The sequence below is a fragment of the Xanthomonas sp. Leaf148 genome (assembly GCF_001423585.1).
GTDB lineage: Bacteria > Pseudomonadota > Gammaproteobacteria > Xanthomonadales > Xanthomonadaceae > Xanthomonas.
Genome location: NZ_LMOP01000001.1, coordinates 55,220 through 78,740, shown reverse-complemented (window position 1 = coordinate 78,740; position 23,521 = coordinate 55,220). Strand labels below are relative to the sequence as shown.

At 64.7% G+C, this 23,521-nt stretch carries 24 protein-coding genes and 1 other RNA gene; 19 read left to right on the top strand and 6 right to left on the bottom strand.

The annotated features are described in order from the left end of the window. Nucleotides 1–8: 8 nt before the first annotated feature. The 3 genes from ASF90_RS00335 (at nucleotide 9) to ASF90_RS00325 (ending at nucleotide 2,642) form a co-directional block, all read left to right on the top strand. Nucleotides 9–635 (top strand): DUF47 family protein, encoded by a 627-nt coding sequence (locus ASF90_RS00335; protein WP_055844350.1) that lies wholly within the window; start codon nucleotides 9–11, stop codon nucleotides 633–635. Nucleotides 636–644: 9 nt separating this feature from the next. Continuing rightward, the gene (locus ASF90_RS00330; protein WP_055844347.1) at nucleotides 645–1,772 is read left to right on the top strand and encodes an inorganic phosphate transporter; all 1,128 of its coding nucleotides are present in this window, start codon (nucleotides 645–647) and stop codon (nucleotides 1,770–1,772) included. A gap of 108 nt (nucleotides 1,773–1,880) precedes the next feature. Then, complete coding sequence (locus ASF90_RS00325) at nucleotides 1,881–2,642, top strand: YdcF family protein (protein ID WP_055844344.1); 762 nt, start codon at nucleotides 1,881–1,883, stop codon at nucleotides 2,640–2,642. Nucleotides 2,643–2,703: 61 nt separating this feature from the next. On the opposite strand, the gene ASF90_RS00320 is transcribed toward ASF90_RS00325, so the two are convergent. Further along, entirely contained in the window at nucleotides 2,704–4,206 is a 1,503-nt protein-coding gene (locus tag ASF90_RS00320) for a S10 family peptidase (RefSeq protein WP_055844341.1), read from the bottom strand. A 139-nt stretch (nucleotides 4,207–4,345) separates the two neighbouring features. On the opposite strand from ASF90_RS00320, the gene ASF90_RS00315 reads away from it, so the two are divergent. After that, nucleotides 4,346–5,140 carry a CDP-diacylglycerol diphosphatase gene (locus ASF90_RS00315; RefSeq protein WP_055846142.1) on the top strand — a complete coding sequence of 265 codons (795 nt, stop codon included), beginning with the start codon at nucleotides 4,346–4,348 and terminating at the stop codon, nucleotides 5,138–5,140. A 307-nt stretch (nucleotides 5,141–5,447) separates the two neighbouring features. On the opposite strand, the gene parE is transcribed toward ASF90_RS00315, so the two are convergent. Continuing rightward, nucleotides 5,448–7,337, bottom strand: a complete 1,890-nt coding sequence (gene parE / locus ASF90_RS00310; RefSeq protein ID WP_055844337.1) for a DNA topoisomerase IV subunit B — start codon at nucleotides 7,335–7,337, stop codon at nucleotides 5,448–5,450. Between the two features lie 164 nt (nucleotides 7,338–7,501). Here parE and ASF90_RS00305 point away from each other — a divergent pair, with 164 nt between their 5' ends. The 8 genes from ASF90_RS00305 to ispF all read left to right on the top strand — a co-directional run bounded on the left by ASF90_RS00305 (nucleotide 7,502) and on the right by ispF (nucleotide 14,077). Continuing rightward, nucleotides 7,502–7,744 carry a hypothetical protein gene (locus tag ASF90_RS00305; protein ID WP_055844334.1) on the top strand — a complete coding sequence of 81 codons (243 nt, stop codon included), beginning with the start codon at nucleotides 7,502–7,504 and terminating at the stop codon, nucleotides 7,742–7,744. Nucleotides 7,745–7,915: 171 nt separating this feature from the next. Next, on the top strand, nucleotides 7,916–9,580 hold the full coding sequence (locus ASF90_RS00300) for a CTP synthase (RefSeq protein WP_055844331.1): 1,665 nt from the start codon (nucleotides 7,916–7,918) through the stop codon (nucleotides 9,578–9,580). A gap of 199 nt (nucleotides 9,581–9,779) precedes the next feature. Next, nucleotides 9,780–10,610, top strand: a complete 831-nt coding sequence (gene kdsA / locus ASF90_RS00295) for a 3-deoxy-8-phosphooctulonate synthase (RefSeq protein ID WP_005992423.1) — start codon at nucleotides 9,780–9,782, stop codon at nucleotides 10,608–10,610. A 13-nt stretch (nucleotides 10,611–10,623) separates the two neighbouring features. After that, the gene (locus ASF90_RS00290; RefSeq protein WP_115559800.1) at nucleotides 10,624–10,986 is read left to right on the top strand and encodes a hypothetical protein; all 363 of its coding nucleotides are present in this window, start codon (nucleotides 10,624–10,626) and stop codon (nucleotides 10,984–10,986) included. Nucleotides 10,987–11,110: 124 nt separating this feature from the next. After that, on the top strand, nucleotides 11,111–12,403 hold the full coding sequence (eno, locus tag ASF90_RS00285) for a phosphopyruvate hydratase (protein WP_055844328.1): 1,293 nt from the start codon (nucleotides 11,111–11,113) through the stop codon (nucleotides 12,401–12,403). A 3-nt stretch (nucleotides 12,404–12,406) separates the two neighbouring features. After that, nucleotides 12,407–12,772, top strand: a complete 366-nt coding sequence (gene ftsB, locus ASF90_RS00280) for a cell division protein FtsB (RefSeq protein ID WP_055844325.1) — start codon at nucleotides 12,407–12,409, stop codon at nucleotides 12,770–12,772. Continuing rightward, nucleotides 12,769–13,569 carry a 2-C-methyl-D-erythritol 4-phosphate cytidylyltransferase gene (gene ispD, locus ASF90_RS00275; RefSeq protein WP_055844322.1) on the top strand — a complete coding sequence of 267 codons (801 nt, stop codon included), beginning with the start codon at nucleotides 12,769–12,771 and terminating at the stop codon, nucleotides 13,567–13,569. The genes ftsB and ispD overlap by 4 nt, the downstream gene beginning before the upstream one ends. Nucleotides 13,570–13,585: 16 nt before the next feature. Continuing rightward, the gene (gene ispF / locus ASF90_RS00270; protein ID WP_055844320.1) at nucleotides 13,586–14,077 is read left to right on the top strand and encodes a 2-C-methyl-D-erythritol 2,4-cyclodiphosphate synthase; all 492 of its coding nucleotides are present in this window, start codon (nucleotides 13,586–13,588) and stop codon (nucleotides 14,075–14,077) included. A gap of 4 nt (nucleotides 14,078–14,081) precedes the next feature. On the opposite strand, the gene ASF90_RS21055 is transcribed toward ispF, so the two are convergent. After that, nucleotides 14,082–14,157, bottom strand: a non-coding RNA gene (locus tag ASF90_RS21055) — sX9 sRNA. Between the two features lie 166 nt (nucleotides 14,158–14,323). Between ASF90_RS21055 and truD the strand changes: the two genes are divergently transcribed. Continuing rightward, complete coding sequence (gene truD, locus ASF90_RS00265) at nucleotides 14,324–15,427, top strand: tRNA pseudouridine(13) synthase TruD (protein WP_055846136.1); 1,104 nt, start codon at nucleotides 14,324–14,326, stop codon at nucleotides 15,425–15,427. Between the two features lie 644 nt (nucleotides 15,428–16,071). Here the strand turns inward: truD and ASF90_RS00260 are convergent. Next, nucleotides 16,072–16,611 carry a Smr/MutS family protein gene (locus ASF90_RS00260; RefSeq protein WP_055844315.1) on the bottom strand — a complete coding sequence of 180 codons (540 nt, stop codon included), beginning with the start codon at nucleotides 16,609–16,611 and terminating at the stop codon, nucleotides 16,072–16,074. A 99-nt stretch (nucleotides 16,612–16,710) separates the two neighbouring features. On the opposite strand from ASF90_RS00260, the gene surE reads away from it, so the two are divergent. From surE to ASF90_RS00240, 4 genes are read left to right on the top strand one after another with little or no spacing between them, the layout of a single operon-like run. Further along, nucleotides 16,711–17,490, top strand: a complete 780-nt coding sequence (gene surE, locus ASF90_RS00255; RefSeq protein ID WP_055844314.1) for a 5'/3'-nucleotidase SurE — start codon at nucleotides 16,711–16,713, stop codon at nucleotides 17,488–17,490. Beyond that, nucleotides 17,487–18,167, top strand: coding sequence for a protein-L-isoaspartate(D-aspartate) O-methyltransferase (locus ASF90_RS00250; protein ID WP_055844310.1), 681 nt, complete (start codon nucleotides 17,487–17,489; stop codon nucleotides 18,165–18,167). Before surE ends, ASF90_RS00250 begins: the two co-directional genes overlap by 4 nt. Nucleotides 18,168–18,185: 18 nt before the next feature. Beyond that, nucleotides 18,186–18,800 (top strand): YqaA family protein, encoded by a 615-nt coding sequence (locus ASF90_RS00245; RefSeq protein ID WP_055844306.1) that lies wholly within the window; start codon nucleotides 18,186–18,188, stop codon nucleotides 18,798–18,800. Then, entirely contained in the window at nucleotides 18,797–19,573 is a 777-nt protein-coding gene (locus ASF90_RS00240) for a peptidoglycan DD-metalloendopeptidase family protein (RefSeq protein ID WP_055844305.1), read from the top strand. Before ASF90_RS00245 ends, ASF90_RS00240 begins: the two co-directional genes overlap by 4 nt. Nucleotides 19,574–19,768: 195 nt before the next feature. Here the strand turns inward: ASF90_RS00240 and ASF90_RS00235 are convergent, their stop codons facing one another. Next, nucleotides 19,769–20,143 (bottom strand): Mth938-like domain-containing protein, encoded by a 375-nt coding sequence (locus ASF90_RS00235; protein WP_055844294.1) that lies wholly within the window; start codon nucleotides 20,141–20,143, stop codon nucleotides 19,769–19,771. A gap of 15 nt (nucleotides 20,144–20,158) precedes the next feature. Further along, nucleotides 20,159–20,464, bottom strand: coding sequence for a ribosome assembly RNA-binding protein YhbY (yhbY, locus tag ASF90_RS00230; protein WP_055844291.1), 306 nt, complete (start codon nucleotides 20,462–20,464; stop codon nucleotides 20,159–20,161). A 66-nt stretch (nucleotides 20,465–20,530) separates the two neighbouring features. On the opposite strand from yhbY, the gene rlmE reads away from it, so the two are divergent. Together rlmE and ftsH are read left to right on the top strand one after the other, a co-directional pair. Beyond that, on the top strand, nucleotides 20,531–21,163 hold the full coding sequence (rlmE, locus tag ASF90_RS00225; protein ID WP_055844288.1) for a 23S rRNA (uridine(2552)-2'-O)-methyltransferase RlmE: 633 nt from the start codon (nucleotides 20,531–20,533) through the stop codon (nucleotides 21,161–21,163). A 60-nt stretch (nucleotides 21,164–21,223) separates the two neighbouring features. Then, nucleotides 21,224–23,164, top strand: coding sequence for an ATP-dependent zinc metalloprotease FtsH (gene ftsH / locus ASF90_RS00220; RefSeq protein ID WP_055844285.1), 1,941 nt, complete (start codon nucleotides 21,224–21,226; stop codon nucleotides 23,162–23,164). Nucleotides 23,165–23,521 lie beyond the last annotated feature (357 nt).

Below are 23,521 nucleotides of genomic sequence, written 5' to 3'. Positions count from 1 at the left end.
CTCCACCCATGTTCTCGTTGCAGACCATCTTCGGTTCCGGCAAGCAGTTCTATTCGCTTCTGAACGAAGCGGCGCAGGCCGCCTACGACAGCACCAAGGCGTTGCACGCCATGATGCGCACGTCCGACCGGCAGCCCGCGCTGGACGCCTTCAAGCTGGCCCGCCTGCGCGAACGCGCCGCCTCCGACAAGATCGGCCAGGCGCTGGTGGACAGCTTCATGACCCCGATCGAGCGCGAAGACATCGAAGCGCTGGGCTCGGCGTTGTACAAGATTCCCAAGCAGGTCGAAAAATTCGCCGACCGCTATTCGCTGGCCACCAAGCACCTGGAACACATCGACTTCGCTCCGCGCGCGGCGATGCTGGAGCAGGCCGCCGCGGTGGTGGTGGAGATGGTCACCGACCTGCCGCAGATGAACATCGATCGCATGACTGCGCTCAACGACAAGCTGCGCACGCTGGAAAACGAGGCCGACCGCCTGATGCTCGAGTTGTACCGCGACATCTATTCCGGCCGCCTGGACACGCTGCAGATGTTCCTGCTCAAGGAGTTCTTCGAGATCCTGGAGAAAGCCATCGACCGTTGCCGCGAGGCAGGGGTGGTGGTGTACCAGATCGTATTGAAGAACAGCTGAGGTCGCCGCGTGCTTACCCTTGTTCTGGTGGTGATCCTGGCCGCGTTGGTGTTCGAGTTCATCAACGGTTTCCACGACACCGCCAATTCCATCGCCACTGTTGTCGCCACCAAGGTGTTGTCGCCGGGTTGGGCGGTGATGCTGGCCGCCGGCATGAATTTGATCGGCGCCCTGACCGGCACTGCGGTGGCCTTGACGATTGCGTCTGGCCTGCTCAACACCAACGTGGTCGAAGTCACCCCGCAGGTGATTTTGTGCGCGCTGCTGGGCGGCATCATCTGGAACCTGATCACCTGGTGGAAGGGCCTGCCGTCGTCGTCCTCGCATGCGCTGATCGGTGGCCTGTGCGGCGCCGGTCTGGCCGCCGCGCACAACAATTGGGACGCGTTGATCTGGTCGGAAAGCGTCGGCAACTGGGCCAAGAACAAAGGCCTGTTGTGGAAGGTGTTCGTGCCGATGATCACCTCGCCGATCGCCGGGTTCCTGCTCGGTATCGTGGTGATGCTGCTGCTGTGGGCCATCATCGCCGGCATGTCGCGGCTCGGTGGCCGGATCGGGCGGCTGGCGCGGCCGCGCTGGGTCAATGCGTTCTTCGGCAAGGCGCAGATCGCCTCGGCCGCGTACATGGGCTACGCCCACGGCCATAACGATGCGCAGAAGACCATGGGCATCATTGCGATGACCCTGATCGGCGCGCAGTCGGCCGGTGCGCTGGACAATCTGCCGAGCTGGCTGGCATTTCTGCATCCGGGCACCGGCCTGGCCGCCGGTGACGGCATCCCGATGTGGATCGTGCTGACCTGCGCGGTGGTGATGGCGGCCGGTACCGCCTCCGGTGGCTGGAAGATTATCAAGACGCTCGGCCACAAGATGGTCAAGCTGCATCCCATTCACGGCTTTGCTGCCGAAACCAGCTCGGCCACCGTGCTCACCGTGGCTGCGCATTTCGGCATGCCGGTGTCGACCACGCACAGCATTTCCACCGCGATCATGGGCGTGGGGTTTGCCAAGAACCCGCGCTCGCTGCGGCTGGGCGTGATCGAGCGCATCGTCTGGGCGTGGATCCTCACCATTCCCGCTGCAGGCGGTGTGGCGTATCTGATCCTGACGCTGTTCGAGCTGTTTGGCTGGACCTGATGCGATGTCGCGGTGCGGTCACGCACCGCCGTCACGCTGCGCTGTTATTGCGCAAGGGATCTGCCGTGACCGGGGGTGCCTGCGCGTCCTGAGTGAGAACCTTCCGCGATGATGCTTGCCCTGGTGTGCGTGTTGTTCGGCTTGGCCTGGTTGATCGACCGTCGCGGATCGCGGCGGTTGTCGCGCGTGCTGGGCGGCGCCAGCTTGGCGCTGGTATTCGCGGTCGGCTGCGGGCCGCTGCCATCGTGGATGCTGCAGAACCTGCAACACACCGGCGTCAACGATTTCAATGCCTGGGGCGCGCGCAACGTCATCGTGCTGCTGGGCGCCGGCACCGTGCGCCCGGAAGGCCGCGATGCGGTGGCCGAGGCCAATATGTTCGCCTATGGCCGCATCGTCGAATCGGCGCGGCTGCACCGGCAATGCCGGCACAGCGGCGGCGATTGCAAGATCGAGATCAGCGGCGGCGACGCCCGCGGCCTGGGCCTGTCGGAGGCGGTGGTGTATCAGCGCGTGTTGATCGGGCTGGGGATCGATCGGGCGGACCTGATCATGGAACCGTCCAGCATGAACACCTGGCAGAACGCGCAATTCAGTCAGCCCTTGCTGCGCGCGCACCGGCCCGATCGCGTCGTGCTGGTGTCCTCGGCCACGCATCTGCGCCGTGCCGAGCTGTACTTCCGCCATTTCGGGATCGATGCCATCCCGGTGCGCGCCGACTGGCTCACCGCGTCCTGGTCGATCCTGCCGCAGAGCTACAACTTCACCCTGGCCGATGTCGCCTTGCACGAATACCTGGGCATCGCGCGGTATCGGCTTTACCAATGGATGGGCTGGAACGTGAAAGCGACCGCGCCTGGCGCGGTCTAAAGCGTCACGACGCGGTTGCTCCATCGCCGGGCGTAAGTCGCACGCCCGGCACTGCATGCGCTCAGCGCGTTTCGTACATCGCCTTGACGTCACGACGGAACGCGGCCTGGCTATCGGCGCGGTTGTAGAACATGTGGCCGCCCGGATATTCGTGTACCTGCACGCGGTTGGGGTCGCCCATCGCCGGCATCTGATCCACGGTGAGCACCGAGCCCATGAACGGGCAGGAGAGGTCGTTCCAGCCATGTGCGATCAGCACCCGCAGCTTGGGGTCGATTGCCACCGACTGACGCAGCTGCGTCACCGCGCCCTTGCGCAGCTCATCGCCCCATTCCCACGCCGTATTGACCTCGTAATTGATCGCCTGATAGCGCGCATCGACTTTCCAGCCGACGATCCGGGTGACGAAGTCCACCATCGCGGTGGTGGTCGGGGCGATGATGCTGTCCAACAGCGGGTCGCTGGCGCGCTGCGTGGGGTCGTTGGGGAACGGGTCGAAGGCGGTCACGTTGGCGTCGTAGCGGCTGCCCAGCTCGCCCTTGTCGCGAAACACTTCGCGTAGATACGCCTGGGTTTCCAGGCGTCCACCGGAGCGGCGCACATAGGCCGGGTCCAGCCCGGTCATGCGGGTGACCTGTTGCAGCATCGCCTCCGTAGCCTGCGGGTCGGTGCGGCCTTTCATCAGCGCCACCGCGTAGTCGCTGCGGGTGTAGTCGATTACCTGGCGCATCGCGCTTTCGCTGAGTTGGCCCTGGCGTTCCAGATGTGCAGCGGCGATCGAAGGCAGGGTCAGCATCCACGCCAGTGGCGAGACGTCGCTATTGTCGTCCAGGGTCGGGTTGAGGAACGGCGAGACCAGCACCACGCCGTTCATCGCCACGCCAAGTCGGGTCTGCAGATACTGGGTGATGCGCGGGCCACGGAAACCGCCATAACTTTCGCCGACCAGATACTTGCGCGTCTGCAGGCGGCGATTCTTCAGCAGCCAGTCGTAGATCACGCGCGCGAGATATTCGACGTCGGCCTGCGGGTTGTAGAACTGCTTCTTGGCTTCGTCATCGCCGATCAGTGCGCGGCTGAAGCCGGTGCCGACCGGGTCGATGAACACCAGATCCGTAAAGTCCAGCCAGGTGCCAGGATTGTCGCGCAAGGTCGCCGGCGCAGATGCACTGTCGCCTTCGGCGCCGAAGCCGACCACCTTCGGCCCGATCGCGCCCATGTTCAGATACACCGACGCCGCGCCCGGGCCGCCGTTCAAGGCAAAGGTCACCGGGCGGTCCTTGCCGTCCACGGTGTAGGCGGTGAACACCACCTCGCCGGTGGTCTTGCCCTGCGCATCGCGCACCGGCAGCGTGCCGACGGTGGCGGTGTAACTCAGCGTTCGCCCGGCAAGGCGCGTACTTTGGCGCACGCTGACATCGGCCGGCAGCGGTGCGGGTTTGCTCGCAGCGGTATCGGCCTTGGCGTCAGGCTTGGAATCGGTCTTGCTGTCCTGCGCGGCGGCGAATGCCGGGACGCCGAACAGCAGGCAGGCCAGCAGGCCGGTATGGAACAAGGAAGGCATGGGCAATCGGCGTTCGAACGGAAGAACGCCGATGCTAGGCTGCGGCACCGCGCGGTGGATGTGCAAAAAGGCATGCCTGTCGCGCTGACCGATTCCGAGCGGGTCGCTATCATGGCGCGCCCTGGTGATCGAGCTGCAGATGAGGCCTGGCGCCCTTCGACATGCGTGTGCGGTATTGCTGCTGTTGGCTGGCTGTGCGGCAGCGCCACCTGCACCGGTACGCCATTCCAGCGACCCGGATGCGTTGTGGCGCGTCGTCTCGACCCGATGCCTGGCAGAGGCGCCGCGGCCGCCCGACTGCGCCGCCGTGTGGTCGGATCCAGCGCGCCGGGCGGTGCTGTTGAAAGACCGTCACGGCAGCTTCCAGTATTTGTTGGTGCCCAGCGTGCGGGTCAGCGGAATCGAAGACCCCGCGTTGCTGCGCGCCGACGCGCCGAATTATTTCGCCACTGCCTGGGATGCGCGCAGCTTCGTGGCGCAGGCGCTGCAACGTCCGCTGCCAAGGCAATACGTAAGCCTTGCGTTGAACTCACCGCACGGGCGTTCGCAGGAGCAACTGCATATCCACATCGATTGCCTGCGTCCGGACGTGTACGCAGCGCTGCAGCGTCAGCGCACTGAGATCGGCCCGGAATGGCGTGCCCTGGCCGAGCCGCTGCTGGGCCATATGTATCTGGCCAGGACACTGGAAGGCGATGCGCTGGAGCAAGATCCGATTCGCCTGCTCGCAGACGCGCTTCCTGCCGATGCCAGCTTGCGCGATTACTCGCTGGTGGTCGCCGGCGCGCAGTTGCAGGACGGGCGACCGGGGTTCGTTCTACTGGCGACGCGGCAGGATGCACGCAGTGGTAACCGTGCCAGTGGCGAAGAAGTGCAGGACCACGCCTGCGGTCTGGTGACCGGTGCAACGCAGGTGTTGCCTGGCGTACGTTGAGGTGGTGTTAGACCAGCTCGTCAGCGCGCCTTGGTCTTTCAACGCGATACGTTGCAGTTCAAACAGACGGATCGCTGCCGGTAGGTGGCGGAAGTCACTACCGCACACGGTCATCGCTGTATCTGCTTTGCCTGCGCAACTACGCCTGCGGCAAGGCGCTTGGCGGCACGCACACGCGCACCAGTAGTAAGCGCGTGTGCTGCGTCCTCTCTACGCAGAGGGGGCGCTTAACCACGCACACGCGTGCAAGAAGCGTACGCGTGTACGTTGCCCTCTCTGTGTTGAGAGAGGGCGTTTTTGCAGGGCTTTAGACTTCCAGCGACGCCAGGTCGCCCTTGGTTTCCAGCCACTGCTTGCGGTCGCCCGCGCGTTTTTTCGCCAGCAGCATGTCCATCAACGAGCGGGTCTGTTCGCCGTCGTCGATGGTCAACTGCACCAGTCGGCGCGTGTCCGGATGGATGGTGGATTCGCGCAGCTGCTGCGGGTTCATCTCGCCCAGGCCCTTGAAGCGGGTGACGCTGATCTGCCCCTTCATTTTCTCGCGCGCGATCTTGTCCAGCAGCGTGGTCTTTTCTTCTTCGTCCAGCGCGTAGAACACCTGCTTGCCCACGTCCACGCGGAACAGCGGCGGCATCGCCACGAACACATGTCCGGCGGCTACCAGCGCGGGGAAATGCTGCAGGAACAGCGCCGTCAACAACGTGGCGATATGCAGGCCGTCGGAGTCCGCATCGGCCAGGATCACCACCTTGCCGTAGCGCAGCCCGGTGATGTCGTCCTTGCCCGGGTCGCAGCCGATCGCAATGGCCAGGTTGTGCACTTCTTCAGACGCCAGCACGCTGCCCGATGCCACTTCCCAGGTGTTGAGTATCTTGCCGCGCAGCGGCAGGATCGCCTGGAAATCCTTGTCGCGCGCCTGCTTGGCCGAGCCGCCGGCCGAATCGCCTTCCACCAGAAACAGTTCGGTGCGCGACAGATCCTGGCTGATGCAGTCGGCCAGCTTGCCCGGCAGGGCGGGGCCCTGGGTGACCTTCTTGCGGACGATCTGCTTTTCGGTCTTCAGTCGCGCACTGGCGCGGTCGATGGCGATCTGCGCGATCTTCTCGCCGATGTCCACGTTCTGATTGAGATACAGGCTAAAGGCATCGTGTGCGGCGCCTTCGATAAAGCCGGCCGCCTGGCGCGAGGACAGCCGCTCCTTGGTCTGCCCGGAGAACTGCGGGTCGGTCATCTTCAGGCTGAGCACGAAGGTGACCCGGTCCCACACGTCTTCCGGCGCCAGCTTGACGCCGCGCGGCAGCAGATTGCGGAAGTCGCAGAACTCGCGCAGCGCATCGGTCAGGCCCGAACGCAAGCCGTTGACGTGGGTGCCGTGCTGCGCGGTCGGGATCAGGTTGACGTAGCTTTCCTGCACCAGCTCGCCTTCGGGTACCCAGGCTGCGGCCCAGTCGACGATCTCGGTGTCTTTCTTTAGGCTGCCTGCGAACAGGTCGGCCGGCAGCATCTCGTGCTCGGCCATCTCGCCCTTCAAATAATCGCGCAGGCCGTTTTCGAAGTACCAGCTGTCCTGCTCGCCGGTGGCCTCGTCATGCAGCTTGACGGTCAGGCCAGGGCACAGCACCGCCTTGGCGCGCAGCAGATGGCGCAGCGCACGCACGTTGAATTTGGGTGTGTCGAAGTACTTCGGGTCGGCCCAGAAGCGCAGCCGCGTGCCGGTGTTCTTCTTGCCGACCGTGCCGACGACCTCCAGCTTGGAGGCGGCGATGCCGTCGTGGAACTCCATGCGGTGCTCGCTGCCTTCGCGCTTGATGAACAGCTCGACCTTGGTCGAGAGCGCATTGACCACGCTCACGCCAACGCCGTGCAGGCCGCCAGAGAAGGTGTAGTTGCGGTTATTGAACTTGCCGCCGGCGTGCAGGCGGGTCAGGATCAGTTCGACACCGGGAATCTTCTCTTCCGGATGCATGTCCACCGGCATGCCGCGCCCGTCATCGGACACTTCGCAGCTGCCGTCCTTATACAAGGTGACTTCGACCTGCCGGGCGTGGCCGGCCAGCGCTTCATCGACGGAGTTGTCGATCACCTCCTGCGCCAAATGGTTCGGGCGCGCGGTGTCGGTGTACATGCCCGGGCGGCGTTTGACCGGGTCCAGGCCCGACAGCACTTCAATATCGGCGGCGTTATAACGGGTGTTCATGCATCTCGCTGGCACGTGAAACGACGCACAAGTGTGGCGGCTGGGGCGTTTTTTTGCACGCGACCGGCATTCAGTGCGCGGCCGGGTACCACTGGCTACCCTGGCGTTGGTTTCGGAACCAAACGTCCCCACCTGAGGATGTCACCGACGCCAAAGAGGACGCCATGAAGTTCAAGCACATCCTGATGCTCACCCTCGGTGCGGCCGCGGTCGCAGCACTTCCTGCCTTGGCCCAGGCGGCTCCGCAGCAGACCGGGCAGGGCGCCACCGCACAAAAGGCCGACGATGCCAAGGCCAAGACCGACGCTGAGCGCAAGGCCGAGCGCCGCGCCGCCGCTGCCGCACAGAAGCCCAAGGCCGACAACGCGCCGCGTGAGGAAGAGGAAGAAGAGAAGCCCGCACGCTGACGCATCTGCGCAGCGCGACGTGTTCCACGGACGCCCCGGCTTCGGCCGGGGCGTCTGCATTTGCGCGCCGTGGCGCGCATTTGCCGCGTGCGACGCCCTGGGCGTCACACAACCCTTGGGCATTCGCCCGTCACCCGCTAAACTATGGCTTTCCGGGAGGCTTCAAGCCCCATGACCCCCCTGATTTTTGTTACCGGCGGCGTAGTGTCCTCGCTAGGCAAGGGCATTGCCGCCGCTTCGCTTGCCTCCATTCTGGAAGCGCGTGGCCTCAAGGTCACGATGATGAAGCTGGACCCGTACATCAATGTGGACCCGGGCACGATGAGCCCGTTCCAGCATGGCGAGGTCTACGTCACCGACGACGGTGCCGAAACCGACCTGGACCTGGGCCACTACGAGCGCTACGTGCGCACGCGGCTGTCGCGCAAGAATTCGGTCACCACCGGCCGCATCTACGAGAACGTGATCCGCAAGGAGCGCCGCGGCGATTACCTGGGCGCCACCGTGCAGGTGATCCCGCACATCACCGACGAAATCCGCCGTTGCATCGACGAGGCCACGGCCGGCTTCGATGTGGCGCTGATCGAGATCGGCGGCACCGTCGGCGATATCGAATCGCTGCCGTTCCTGGAAGCCATTCGCCAGGTCCGCACCGAGCGCGGCGCGGAAAAAGCCATGTTCATGCACCTCACCCTGGTGCCGTACATCGCCGCGGCCGGTGAGTTGAAGACCAAGCCGACCCAGCACTCGGTCAAGGAACTGCGCTCGATCGGCATCCAGCCGGACGTGCTGCTGTGCCGCTCCGAGCAGGCGGTGCCGGATTCGGAGCGTCGCAAGATCGCCTTGTTCACCAACGTCTCCGAGCGTGCGGTGATCAGCTGCCCGGACATCGACGTGCTCTACGGCATGCCGCTGGAATTGCTGCGCCAGGGCCTGGACGAGCTGGTCATCGATCAGTTCAAGTTGCGCGACAAGGTCGCTGCGGCCGATCTGTCCGAATGGGCGGCGGTGGTGGATGCGGTCAAGCATCCGCTCGACGAAGTCACCATCGCGGTGGTCGGCAAGTACGTCGATCACCAGGACGCCTACAAGTCGGTGGCCGAAGCGCTGCGTCACGGCGGTCTGCGCCAGCGCACCAAGGTCAACTTGAAGTGGTTGGAAGCGCAGGATCTGGAGGGCAGCGACATGGCGGCCTTGCAGGACATCGACGGCATTCTGGTGCCGGGCGGCTTCGGCGATCGCGGGTTCGAAGGCAAGGTGCAGACCTCCAAGTTCGCGCGCGAGCACAAGGTGCCGTATTTCGGCATCTGCTACGGCATGCAGGCCGCGGTGGTGGACTATGCGCGCCATGTCGCCGATCTGGACGCGGCCAACAGCACCGAAAACGATCGCCAGTCGCCGCATCCGGTGATCGGCCTGATCACCGAATGGCGCACCGCCACCGGCGAAGTCGAAAAGCGCGACGAAAAATCCGATCTGGGCGGCACCATGCGGCTGGGCTTGCAGGAGCAACGACTCAAGCCGGGCACGCTGGCGCGCGAGGTGTATGGCAAGGACGTGGTGGCCGAGCGTCATCGCCATCGCTACGAGTTCAACAACCGCTACCGTACCCAGCTGGAAGATGCCGGCCTGGTGATCTCCGGCAAGTCGATGGACGACACGCTGGTGGAAGTGGTCGAGCTGTCGCGCGATGCACACCCCTGGTTCCTGGCCTGCCAGGCGCATCCGGAGTTCCTGTCAACCCCGCGCGACGGGCACCCGTTGTTCATCGGCTTCGTGCGCGCCGCGCGCGAGAAGAAGGCCGGCGGCAAGCTGCTGAAGGAAGCGCGTGCGTGAGCAGTGCCTTCTCCCCTCGGGAGAAGGTGGCGCCAAGCGACGGAGCGCCGCAATACACCGGAAGATGGCGGTCCTGACGAACGCGTCGCCACGCGCAGCCAGGGCCAACCATCGGGCTTCGCAAGCGCTTCGCAACCGTACCCGCACCCCAGCCTCTCTCCCGACGGGAGAGGGGCTTCAATCGAAATAAGGTGACCTGATGAAACTGTGTGACTTTGAAGTCGGCCTCGACCAGCCGTTGTTTCTGATTGCAGGCCCGTGCGTGATCGAGTCGATGCAGTTGCAGCTCGACGTCGCCGGCAAGCTCAAGGAGATCACCGGCAAGCTCGGGGTCAACTTCATCTTCAAGTCGAGCTTCGACAAGGCCAACCGGACCTCGGGCACCAGCTTCCGCGGCCCCGGCCTGGAAGAAGGATTGAAGGTGCTGGACGCGGTGAAAAAGCAGATCGGCGTGCCGGTGCTCACCGACGTGCACGAATACACCCCGATGAACGAAGTCGCCGCCGTCGTCGACGTGTTGCAGACCCCGGCGTTTCTGGTGCGCCAGACCGACTTCATCAAAAACGTCTGCGCCGCCGGCAAGCCGGTCAACATCAAGAAGGGCCAGTTCCTGGCGCCGTGGGACATGAAGCCGGTGGTCGAAAAAGCCAAGTCGACCGGCAACGAGCAGATCATGGTCTGCGAGCGTGGCGCCTCGTTCGGTTACAACAATCTGGTCAGCGACATGCGCTCGCTCAGCGTCATGCGCGACACCGGCTGCCCGGTGGTGTTCGACGCCACGCATTCGGTGCAGTTGCCGGGCGGGCAGGGCAGCAGCTCCGGTGGCCAGCGCGAGTTCGTGCCGGTGCTGGCGCGCGCTGCGGTGGCCGTGGGCATTTCCGGCCTGTTCGCCGAAACCCATCCGGACCCGTCCAAGGCGCTGTCCGATGGCCCCAATGCCTGGCCGCTGGACCGCATGGAAGAACTGCTCGAAACGTTGATGGAGCTGGATGCGGTGACCAAGAAGCACGGGTTCGCGCGCTTCGCATGAGTTTCGACGTCGCATGAGTTCCGACCCATGGGCGTTGGCGGCAGCGCGTCGCCAACGCCGGCACTGGCGGCACTGGCCCTGGGGCTGGATGGCATTGGGGTTGTCGCTCGCGGCATGGGCCTGCCTGGCCGTGATGGCCTTCCTGGTGACCGCCAGCATCGGCATGCCGGGCGACGGCAGCCATGCGATGCAGGCCACGCGCATTCCAATGTTTGTCACGCTGTTGGTAGGCGCGCTGGTCACGCTGGGCGGTCTTGTCGCCAGCCCGGTCGCGTTCTCGCAGCGTCGCCAGCCGGGCGCTGCAGCCATGGGCCTGGCGTTGCTGCTGCTCTTGCTACTGCTGTTTTGTTTGTCGCTGCTGGCCCTGAAGGCTTAGTCGCGCAGTCTTGCCGGTCTGGCACGCATCCGGCCCCATGCGATTTGGCAATGGACCGGTGTGCAGCGATAATCCGGCAGCTTGTTTCCGGTGTACTTCCCCCTTACTGGTAACCGATCGACCTATGACCACTATCGCCAAGATCCTCGCCCGCGAAATCCTCGATTCCCGCGGCAATCCCACGCTGGAGGCCGAAGTCACGCTGGCAGACGGCTCGTTCGGCCGCGCGGCCGTGCCCTCGGGCGCCTCGACCGGCACCAAGGAAGCGGTGGAGCTGCGCGACGGCGACAAGACCCGTTACTTGGGCAAGGGCGTGCGCCACGCGGTGGACAACGTCAACGGCACCATCGCCGAGACGCTCAAGGATTTCGACGCGGCCGACCAGCAGGGTCTGGACCGTCGCCTGATCGACCTGGATGGCACCGAGAACAAGGGCCGCCTGGGCGCCAACGCGCTGCTGGGTGTTTCGCTGGCCGCCGCGCATGCGGTTGCCGCCTCGCGCAAGCAGCCGCTGTGGCAGTACCTGTCCACCATCACCGAATCCGATGTGCAATTGCCGGTGCCGATGATGAACATCATCAACGGCGGCGCGCATGCCGACAACAACGTCGACTTCCAGGAGTTCATGGTGCTGCCGGTCGGTTGCAGCTCGTTCTCCGAAGCGCTGCGCGCAGGCACCGAAATCTTCCATTCGCTCAAGTCGGTGCTCAAGGGCCACGGTCTGAGCACGGCGGTGGGCGATGAAGGCGGCTTTGCGCCGGACTTCCGCAGCAACGTCGAAGCGCTGGACACCATTCTCGAAGCGATCGGCAAGGCTGGTTACACCGCCGGCGAAGACGTGCTGCTGGGCCTGGACGTGGCCTCCAGCGAGTTCTACGACAACGGCAAGTACAACCTGGTCGGCGAGAACAAGCGCCTGACCAGCGAGCAGTTCGTCGACTTCCTGGCCGACTGGGTGGCGCAGTACCCGATCATCAGCATCGAAGACGGCCTGGCCGAAGACGACTGGGCCGGCTGGAAGCTGCTGACCGACCGCGTCGGCAAGAAGGTGCAGCTGGTGGGCGACGATCTGTTCGTCACCAACCCGAAGATCTTCAAGCAGGGCATCGACTCGGGCACCGCCAACGCGATCCTGATCAAGGTCAACCAGATCGGCACGCTGACCGAAACGCTGGAAGCGATCGCCATGGCGCACGCAGCCAACTACGCGTCCATCGTCTCGCACCGTTCCGGCGAAACCGAAGACACCACCATCGCCGACATCGCCGTGGCCACCACCGCCACCCAGATCAAGACCGGCTCGCTGTGCCGCAGCGACCGTGTGGCCAAGTACAACCAACTGCTGCGCATCGAGCAGGCGTTGGGCTCCGGCGCGCGTTACGCCGGCCGCGACGCGTTCGTTTCGATCAAGCGATAAGCCGTGCGCAACTGGCGCTGGCTACTGCTGGTGCTGGCGGTGCTGCTGGCTTGGCTGCAGTACCGCTTCTGGTTCGGGCCTGGGAATTCCGGTGAAGTGATGATGCTGGAAGCCCAGGTCGCGCATCAGACACAGGACAACGAAGGTCTGCGCCAACGCAACCAGGCGTTGGCAGCAGAGGTGAAGGATTTGAAGGACGGCGAGGCGGCGATCGAAGAGCGCGCACGCAGCGAGCTGGGCATGATCAAACCGGGCGAGACGTTCTATCGCGTGGTCGAAGATGCGCCGCTGCTGCCTGCCTCAACGACTGAACCTGCGCCCGCGCCGGCCACGTCCGAGCCCGCATCTGCGACGGAACAACATCCATGACCGGCTCGATCTGGGCCATCGTGCCGGCCGCAGGGCGCGGCACGCGGTTTGGCGGCGCGCTTCCTAAGCAATATCTGCCAGCAGCGGGCCAACCGTTGATGGCCTACACCCTGGCAGCGCTGGCCGCGCATCCGGCGGTCGCCGGCATCCTGGTGGCGATTGCGCCGGGCGATGCCGACTGGCCGGGCTGGACGGCGGTGCAGTCCAAGCCGGTGTTGGCCTGCGTTGGTGGTGCCACACGCGCAGCCTCGGTGCTGGCCGGCTTGCTGGCCCTGCCCGAGAGCGTGCGTGCGGACGACTTCGTGCTGGTGCACGATGCCGCGCGCCCGAATCTGGCATTGGCAGATCTGGACCGGCTGTTGGAAATCGGCCGTGGCGACCCGGTCGGCGCGATCCTGGCCGCACCGGTGCGCGACACGCTCAAACGTGCCGGCGACGACGGCGGTATCGATGGCACCGAGCCACGCGAGCGCCTGTGGCGCGCGCTGACACCGCAGTTGTTTCGGCGGCATCAGCTGATCCGTGGTCTCACCGACGCGTCGGCTGCCGGCGTCGACGTCACCGACGAGGCCATGGCGATGGAGCGACTTGGGTTGCGTCCGTTGCTGGTGGAAGGCGCCGAGGACAATTTCAAGGTCACCACGCCGGCGGATCTGGCACGCTTCGAGTTCGAACTTGTACGCCGCGGCGTTGCGGTAGACGCCGATCCGGGCGCTGCGTCCTACGAGGTTGCGCCACCCGCGCGCAGCGATGCCGGGCTGGGTGTCGTTGCCAGCGACGGCAGCGACGCCTCTTAATCACCACAGGTTTTCCATGTCCTTCAATTTCCGAATCGGCCAGGGCTACGACGTACATGCGTTCGGCGATGGCGACCATGTGATGCTTGGCGGCGTGCGTGTCGCGCATAGCCATGGCGTGCTCGCGCACAGCGACGGCGATGTGGTGTTGCACGCGCTCTGCGATGCGATGCTGGGCGCCTTGGCGCTGGGCGATATCGGCCAGCATTTCCCGCCCTCGGATGAGCGCTGGAAGGATGCCGACAGCGCGCAGTTTCTGCAGCACTGCGATCAATTGTTGCGCGAGCGTGGCTGGCGCGTCGGCAATGCCGATATCACCGTCATCTGCGAGCGGCCCAAGGTTGGTCCGCATGCGCTGGCCATGCGCGAACGCATTGCCGGGCTGCTGGGCATTGAGCTCGATGCGGTCAGCGTCAAGGCAACAACCAGCGAGAAGCTCGGCTTCACCGGTCGTGGCGAAGGTATCGCCGCGCAGGCTGCGGTGCTGCTGGGCAAGATCGCGCTCTAATCGCGGCTAACACACATAGCGAGCGGTCGTCAGGTGGATGTGGACGGCGCGCTCGCAACTGCAGTGTACGAGTCGTACATGCCGCACCGAGTACCGACCGCATCCGGCTGGCGGTGAGCGCCGTGGTTTTGTTTGCTGCTCCACAACGCACTTCTGCATGCCGGGTTTTTGGCATGCACCACGACATTCCGCGCCGAGAGCTCGGCAAACAGCGCACGATCCGTCGGCGCGAAGGCGAACCACACTATGAGCGAGACCTCCTCTCTTCCGCGTGCGCATGGCGCAGCGGTCCTCAGCGCGGCAACGCGCAGCACGCCGGAAGATTTCCAGGTCGATGAGCTGCCGTCGTTCGAGCCCTCGGGCGAAGGCGAGCATCTGTTGCTCACCATTCGCAAGCGTGGGCAGAACACGGCTTATATCGCTAAACATCTGGCGAAATGGGCGGGCATCGCGGAGATGGGCGTCAGCTATGCAGGGCTGAAGGATCGCCATGCAGTGACCACGCAACGTTTCAGTGTGCACCTGCCCAAGCGCATCGCTCCGGACCTTGCCGCGCTCGACGATGCGCAGATGCAGGTGGTCCACAGCACCTGGCATAACCGCAAGCTGCAACGCGGCGCGCTGCTGGGCAATCGCTTCGTGCTGACGTTGCGTCAGGTGCAGGGCGAGCGCGGCGCCATCGAGCAACGCTTGCAGGCAATCGCCGCGCGCGGCATCCCCAACTGGTTTGGCGAACAGCGCTTCGGGCGCGATGGCGGCAATGTGGCGTCTGCGCTGGCGATGTTCGGTTACCTGCAGGAGGCCGACGGCACGCTGGTGCCGGCCCCCAAGCGCCGTCTGCGCAACGATCAACGCTCGATCCTGCTGTCTGCGGCGCGCTCGTCGCTGTTCAATCGCGTGCTGAGCGCACGTGTGGAGCAAGGCAGCTGGGATGCGGCGCTGGATGGCGAAGCGTGGATGCTGGATGGCTCGCGCAGCGTATTCGGCCCCGAGCCGTGGAGCGAGGTGTTGGCCGAGCGGCTGGCACGCTTCGACATCCATCCGAGCGGTCCGTTGTGGGGCGTGGGCGAACTGCGTCCCACCGCTCAGGCCGCCGCGGTGGAGCGGGGCGCGTTAGCAGACCCGCAATCGGAGGCGTTGCGCCAGGGACTGGAAGCTGCCGAATTGAAACAGGAGCGCCGCGCGCTGCGCCTGCGTCCACAAGAACTCCAATATCGTTGGCTGGACGAGCAGACCTTGCAGGTGGAATTCGCGCTGCCACCGGGCTGCTACGCCACTGCAGTGCTGTGGGAGCTGGGCGATGTCAGCGATGCGGGGCGTGCAGCGGCAACCAGTCGTTCCGACGACTGAGCGTGCTCAATCAAAGCACCCTATGCCGCATATGCCAGGCCCCACGCAGCCATCCTTCTCGTAGGAGCGGCCCCGGCCGCGACCTGCACGACCGATCGCTTGTTAGCCGCACGGCAAGCGCGGTTGCAAGCGAAGCAGCTATCCGGCGCAGCGAATACTAGGGAGTGAAGGCGACTGAGCAGGTTAAGCAATCCGCCTGCTGCCACACGCACAACAGCGAGTCCCGCTCTCGTAGGAGCGGCCCCGGCCGCGACCCGCACCACCGATCGCTTGTCAGCCGCACGCAAGCGCGGCTACAAGCGAAGCTGCTATCCAGCGCAGCGAATACTCGGGAATGAAGGCGACTGAGCGGATCAAGCACGCCGTCTGCTGACACACGCACAACAGCGAGTCCCGTTCTCGTAGGAGCGGCCCCGGCCGCGACCCGCACGACCGATCGCTTGTCAGCCGCACGGAAGCACGGTTGCAAGCGAAGCAGCTATCCGGCGCAGCGAATGCTCGGAAGTGAAGACGAATGCTCGGGACTGACTATGGGTGTCGCAACGCAAGCGTCAGTCTGCACGCGCATAGACCACAACTCGTCTCAATACGGCGCCTGCCTGCCAGGCAGCAAACACACCCGCACCTACCCACGCATCACCCCACTATCGCCGCGCCAGTAACACCAACAACGCACCGGTGCCGCCCTGCGTCGGCGGCGCCGAATGAAATGCCAGCACATCGTTGCGCTGGCGCAGCAGGCGGTCCATCAGGTTCTTCAGCACTGGCGCGCCATTGTCCGATTGCAGGCCCTTGCCATGGATGATGCGCACGCAGCCATGTTCGTGCGCATGCGCATCCAGCAGGAACTGCCGCAGCAAGGCCTCGGCCTGGGCTGCGGTGGCGCCATGCAGATCCAGCTCGTCCTGCACCGAAAATTGCCCGCGCTTGAGGCGTTGAAACAAACGAGTGGGAAGATTCTCGCGGCGATAGCTGGCGGTGTCGCCGGCTTCCAGCGGTGCGCTGTCGCGTAGCAATCGGGCGAATTCGGTGTGCGCTTGCGCCTCGTCGCGCTCGGCCATGCGCGCGCGGGGTTTTGGGCGCGGTTTGGCATTGGCCGGCGGCGCCACTTCGCGGATCGGCTTCACCGCGCCGATCGCCGCGCGGAACAGCGCGCTGTCGTCTTCGTCTTCAGGATGTGACATCGGTACAGCGTAACCGGTCCAACCTCAGACACACGCGAAGATCAAGCGGCAAGCGCATGGACGCATCCGGTATCATGGCCGGGTTTTCCGAGGAGTCTCATGCGCGTACTGGTTAGCAACGACGACGGTGTCGACGCCCCCGGCATCCAGATCCTGGCCGAGGCGCTGCGGCATGCCGGTCATGAAGTGATGGTAGTCGCGCCCGATCGCGACCGTTCCGGCGCCAGCAATTCGCTGACGCTGGATGTGCCGATCCGCACCCGCCGCATCGACGCGCAAACCTGCGCGGTGGCCGGCACGCCCACCGACTGCGTGCATCTGGCGCTCACCGGCATGCTGGATTACGACCCGGACATCGTGGTCTCCGGCATCAACAATTCGGCCAATCTCGGCGACGACGTGATCTATTCCGGCACCGTCTCTGCTGCGATGGAAGGCCGCTTCCTGGGCCTGCCCGCGGTGGCGGTGTCGCTGGTGACACATAACCACGAAGCCCATCACTACGACACCGCCGCGCGCGCCGCAGTGGAAATCGTCGCGCGGCTGAAGGCCGACCCATTGCCGGCCGACACCATCCTCAACGTCAACGTGCCGGATCTGGCCTGGTCGGATGTGCTCGGTTTCGAAGTCACCCGGCTCGGCAACCGGCATCGCTCCGAGCCCTGCGTGCCGCAGCAAGACCCGCGGGGCCGCACCGTGTACTGGATCGGCCCGGCCGGTCCGGAACAGGACGCCGGCGCTGGCACCGATTTCCATGCCGTGCGCACGGGGCATATCTCGATCACGCCGATCCATGTCGATCTCACCCGCTACCAGGCGCTGGAGACGGTGGCCGGCTGGGTCGGCGGGCTGACCGCTGCGCTGGACGGCCCGGCATGACGCCGAGGCTGCGCATGCTGCAACCGGAATCGGTCGGCATCGGCATGACCTCGCAGCGCGTGCGCGACCGTCTGGTCGAGCGCCTGCGCGAGGCCGGCATCCAGGACGAAGCCACGCTCAATGCCATGCGCACCGTCCCGCGGCATCTGTTCATCGACGAAGCGCTGGCCTCGCGTGCCTACGAAGACACCGCGCTGCCGATCGGCCACGGCCAGACCATCTCGCAGCCCTGGGTGGTCGCGCGTATGACCGAGGCCGTGCTGCAGGTGGCGCCGACCAAGGTGCTGGAAGTCGGCACCGGCTCCGGCTATCAGGGCGCGATCCTCGCCGCGCTGGGCCTGGAGGTCTACACCGTCGAGCGCATCGGCGACCTGCTGAGGCAGGCGCGCAAACGCTTCCGCCATCTGGGCATGAACGTGCGCAGTAAGCACGACGATGGCCGCATCGGCTGGCCCGAGCATGGCCCGTACGATGCCATTGTGGTCACTGCTGCAGCGCCGGCTCTGGTGGATGCGCTGGTCGATCAGCTCGCGGTCGGTGGGCGCCTGGTGGCCCCGGTTGGCGGCGCGTCCTCGCAGTCGCTGGTGCAGCTCACCCGCGCTGCCGATGGCGAGATCGAGCAACAGGTTCTGGCGCCGGTCACGTTCGTCCCGCTGTTGTCGGGCATGCTGGATTGATCTGATGAGAGTGACTCGATGAAGATTTTCGGGCCGTTGTACGACGTGGCCATCCGTTGGTCGCGCCACCGCCGCGCGCCAGCGCTGCTGACCGGTCTCAGCTTCGTGGAGGGCTTCATCTTTCCGGTGCCGCCGGAAGTGATGCTGGCGCCGATGTCGCTCGCCGAGCCCAAGCGCTCGCTATGGTTCGCCACCTTGAGCCTGGTTGGCTCGGTGTGCGGCGCAATGGTCGGCTATCTGCTGGGGCATTTCGCCTTCGCCGCGCTGCAGCCGCTGATCGAATGGCTGGGCTGGAGCGTGAAGATACAGGCCCAGATCGAAACCTTGCGCGCGCTGGTGGCGGAGTCGCCGTGGAAGGCGTTCTGGGCACTGGTGCTAGTGGGTTTCACGCCGATCCCGCTGAAGATCTTTACCTGGGCCTCGGGCGTGGTCGGCGTGCCGATCCTGCCCTTCATCGCCAGCATGCTGGTCGGGCGCGGCAAACGCGTCTATCTGGTCGCAGGCGCGATCCGCCTCGGCGGCGCACGGGCCGAAGCGGCGCTGCATCGCTGGATCGAGCCGCTGGGCTGGATGGCGATGGCGGTGCTTGCAGCAGGCGCAGCTTGGCTGGTGTGGAAGACAACGAACGGATGAGCAAGACGCAAATGAATTCGGTACGCAAGATAGCAGTCGTGCTCGTAGTGGCAATCGGGCTGACCGCCTGCAGCAGCGCGACAGTGGTGCGTTCCCCTGGCGCCGGTGGCGGTTCGTCATCCTCGCGTCCGTCTGCGGCGCCACGGCCATCGGTGCCGCGTCCCGGTGCGACGGTGACCGTGCAGCGCGGCGACACCCTGTATGCGATTTCTCGCCGCACCAATATCACCGCGCCGGATCTGGCCGCGTGGAACGGCCTGTCCTCGCCCAACACCATTTATCCCGGCCAGACCTTGAAGCTGTATCCGCCCGGTGCCAGCAAGCCGGGAGCAAGCGCGCCGGTGGCTGGTACGGTGGTGCCGCCGCGTCCGGCCACGCCGGTCGCCGCGCCTGTCAGCAGCGGCTTTTCCTGGCGTTGGCCCGCCGACGGCGTGGTGGTCGGTACCTTCGTGACCGGCGAAACCACCAAGCAGGGCGTGGACATCGCCGGCGCCAGTGGTCAGGCCGTGCGCGCAGCCGCCGATGGCGTGGTGGTGTACTCGGGCGCCGGCCTGGTCGGCTATGGCGAGCTGATCATCATCAAGCACAACGACCAGTGGTTGTCGGCATACGGCCACAACCGCAAGCGTCTGCTCAACGAAGGCCAGAGCGTCAAGGCCGGCCAGCAGATCGCCGAAATGGGCCGCAGCGGCGCCGCCCGCGACATGCTGCACTTCGAGATTCGCTACAACGGCAAACCGGTCGATCCGTTGCTGTATTTGCCGAAGAAGTGATTGGGGAGTGGGGATTAGGGATTCGTAACAGCCTGGGGCTGTTGGCGCTGCGGGATGGGCTGGGTCGCCGCTCTAAGGCCGGCTGATTGTGGAGTTGGAGAATTTTCGCTTGACAGCGAAACCTTCGTAAACACGCTTTCCCGATTCCCGATTCCCGATTCCCGATTCCCGATTCCCGATTCCCGTCCCAGCCAATCAGCCAGGCAAGACCATCGCCAGCGCCACCCGCCGGCCTTCGCTGGCCAGCACGTTGTAGGTGCGCGCCGCAGCGGCATTGGTCATCGCTTCCAGCCCGATGCCGCGGGTCAGGCAGGCGGCAAGCACTTGTGCGTTCGGAAAGCGCTGGCGCTCGCCGGTGCCCAGCAGGATGACCGCCGGCGTCAGCGCCAGCACCGCATCCATGTGGCTTGCATGCAGGTGTTCCAGATCCTGCACCGGCCAGCGTTCCACCAACTCATCCGGCATCAGGATGAAACTCTGCTGCAGGATCTGCTCGTTGACCTTGGCATGGCGGCCGTCGGCCGCGCGCAGCGCGTAGGCGTAATCGGGATGTTCTTGGCTTAAAGGCATAACAAACTCGGTTGATCAGCCGCGCGGCAGCACGATCTGACGCTTTTCCTTGCTGGGGCGGTACAGGATGGCGACGTGGCCGATCCGCTGCACCAGGGCGCTACCGGTTTGCCCGACCAGCTCGGCGATCAGCGCGTCGCGGGTCTCACGATCCTCGGAGGCCACCTTCACCTTGATCAGTTCGTGGCGCTCGAGCACTTCCTCGAGTTCGGCCAGAAATGCTGGCGTGACCCCTTTGCCGCCGGTTTGCAGCAGCGCCTTGAGATCGTGGGCCTGGCCGCGCAGGAAACGGTTCTGGGCGGAGGTGAGAACAATGGACATGCAGGATCGAAAGGCAGCAAAGGGTGTTCAGGGTATCATGGCGGCCCGTTCGGACCCCCGTTGCCAATGCCTTCCCGTAGTAAAAGCAGCCAGCGCTGGCTCAAGGAACACTTCGCCGACCCTTACGTGAAGAAGGCTCAGGCCGAAGGCATGCGCTCGCGTGCCGCCTACAAGCTGGAGGAATTGCTCCAGCGCGATCGCCTGCTCAAGCCGGACATGGTGGTGGTCGATCTGGGCGCCGCGCCCGGTGGCTGGTGCCAGCAGGTGCGCAGGTCGCTCGGCGACACCGGCCGGGTGCTGGCGCTGGATATCCTGGAGATGCCCCCGCTGGCCGGGGTGGAGTTCCTTCATGGCGACTTCAGGGAACAAGCCGTCCTATCGGAATTCGAAGCGATGTTGGGCGATGTGCCGGTGGACCTTGTTCTGTCCGATATGGCCCCCAATAAGAGTGGCATGGATGCGGTCGACCAACCGCGGATGATGCACCTGGCGGAACTGGCGATGGAATTTGCCGACACCCACCTCAAGCCGGGTGGGGCGTTTTTGATCAAGCTGTTCCAGGGTGTTGGGTCCGACGACTACATTCGCGAGCTTCGCCGCCGCTATGACAAGGTGACGATTCGCAAACCGGCGGCCTCGCGCAAGCGATCCCCGGAAGTTTATGCGCTCGGTCAGGGCAAGCGTGCCCAGATCAAGTAAGCTGCCAATGATCGCTGAATTTCAAGAATAGAAGAGTAGAGGGCACCGGAGCCAATGAGGATGAACGACTTGACCAAGAATCTGCTGCTGTGGGTGGTCGTCGCGGTTGTGCTGATGGTCGTCTTCCAGAGCTTCTCGCCGCGGATGGCGGGCGGCGTCGGCCCCGACTCGATCACCTATACCCAGTTTCTGAAAGAAGTGGACTCCGGGCGCGTCAAATCGGTGGACTACACCGATGAGACCAACCTCGCGGTCAACGCGATCCGCTTCAAGCGTACCGATGGCAGCGAAGCCACCGTGTACGGTCCGCGCGACGACAAGCTGGTCGACGTGCTGTACAGCAAGAACATCGAAATGACCCGCCAGAAGCCGTCCACCGGACCGGGTTTCTGGTCGCTGGTGCTCAACTTCCTGCCGGTCATCCTGATCATCGGCTTCTGGCTGTTCATCATGCGCCAGATGCAGGGCGGTGGTGGCGGTGCCAAGGGTGCGATGAGCTTCGGTAAATCGCGGGCCAAGCTGCAGGGCGAGGATCAGGTCAAGATCACCTTCGCCGACGTTGCCGGTTGCGACGAGGCCAAGGAAGAAGTCGGCGAGCTGGTCGACTTCCTGCGCGACCCGACCAAGTTCACCAAGCTGGGCGGCAAGATTCCGCGCGGTGTGTTGATGGTCGGCCCGCCGGGTACCGGTAAGACCCTGCTTGCCAAGGCGATTGCGGGCGAAGCCAAGGTGCCGTTCTTCAGCATCTCCGGTTCGGATTTCGTCGAAATGTTCGTCGGCGTCGGTGCGAGCCGCGTGCGCGACATGTTCGAGCAGGCCAAGAAGCATGCGCCGTGCATCATCTTCATCGACGAAATCGATGCAGTGGGTCGCCATCGCGGTGCCGGTCTCGGCGGCGGGCATGACGAGCGCGAGCAGACCTTGAACCAGTTGCTGGTCGAAATGGACGGCTTTGAAGGCGGCGAAGGCGTGATCGTGATCGCCGCCACTAACCGTCCCGACGTGCTGGATCCGGCGCTGCTGCGTCCGGGCCGCTTCGATCGCCAGGTCGTGGTGGGGCTGCCGGACGTCAAGGGTCGCGAGCAAATCCTGCGCGTGCATATGCGCAAGCTGCCGCTGGCCGATGACGTGGTGCCGATGGTCATTGCACGCGGTACCCCGGGCTTCTCCGGTGCCGACTTGGCCAATCTGTGTAATGAGGCCGCATTGTTTGCGGCGCGTGGCAGCGAGAAGGAGGTCCGCATGGACCATTTCGACCGTGCCCGCGACAAGATCCTGATGGGTGCCGAACGCCGTTCGATGGCCATGAGCGAAGATGAGAAGACGCTGACTGCGTACCACGAAGCTGGCCATGCCATCGTCGGGCGGCTGGTGCCGGAGCACGACCCGGTCTACAAGGTCACCATCATTCCGCGCGGTCGGGCACTTGGTGTGACCATGTATCTGCCGGAAGGCGACCGTTATTCGATGAACCGTGTCGCGATCGAATCGCAGCTGTGCTCGCTGTATGGCGGCCGTGTTGCCGAAGAGCTGATCTTCGGTGGCGACAAGGTCACCACCGGTGCGTCCAACGATATCGAGCGTGCGACCAAGATGGCGCGCAACATGGTCACCAAGTGGGGCTTGTCCGACGAGCTTGGCCCGGTCGCCTATGGCGAGGAAGAGGATGAGGTGTTCCTGGGTCGCTCCGTGACTCAGCACAAGAATGTCTCGGACGAAACCGCGCGCAAGATCGACGAAGTGGTGCGTTCGATCCTGGACAAGGCCTACGGCAAGACCAAAGCCATCCTCACCGAGAACCTGGACAAGCTGCACGCGATGTCGCAATTGCTGCTGCAGTACGAAACCATCGACGTGCCGCAGATCGACGCCATCATGGAAGGCCGCGAGCCGCCGCCGCCAGCCGGTTGGGCCAAGTCCGACAAGGACGGTGGCAACAACAACGATAAGGGCAGCCCGCGTCCGTTGCCGCCGATTGCAGGACCGGCCGAGCAGATCTAAGTCAGGCGTTTGCAGTTGCAGATATCCAGCGGGGCCAGGAAGCGATTCCTGGCCCCGCTGCGTTGTGTTGTTTGGAGACGGTGAGCGATCGGCCGGCGGTGAGCGATGAAGTGCATTGCGTTCCGTTCTCCCATGCAATCGAAGCTGCATTCCAGTGTGGGCGCAGCCCTGAGTTCTCCACGCACAAGGTGCGACGCGGTGCGGGCTGCGCGACAATGGCAAACGCTCCCTGCAACAAACAGACGACCCTGCATCAAGCCGCATCCGCTAGCCTCAGCCGTTCACCGGGTGCGCGTCGTCGCTGCAGTCGGTAGCGATTGTCTGCCGCTACCCAAATCGGCGGGCGCTGTCCGCTCA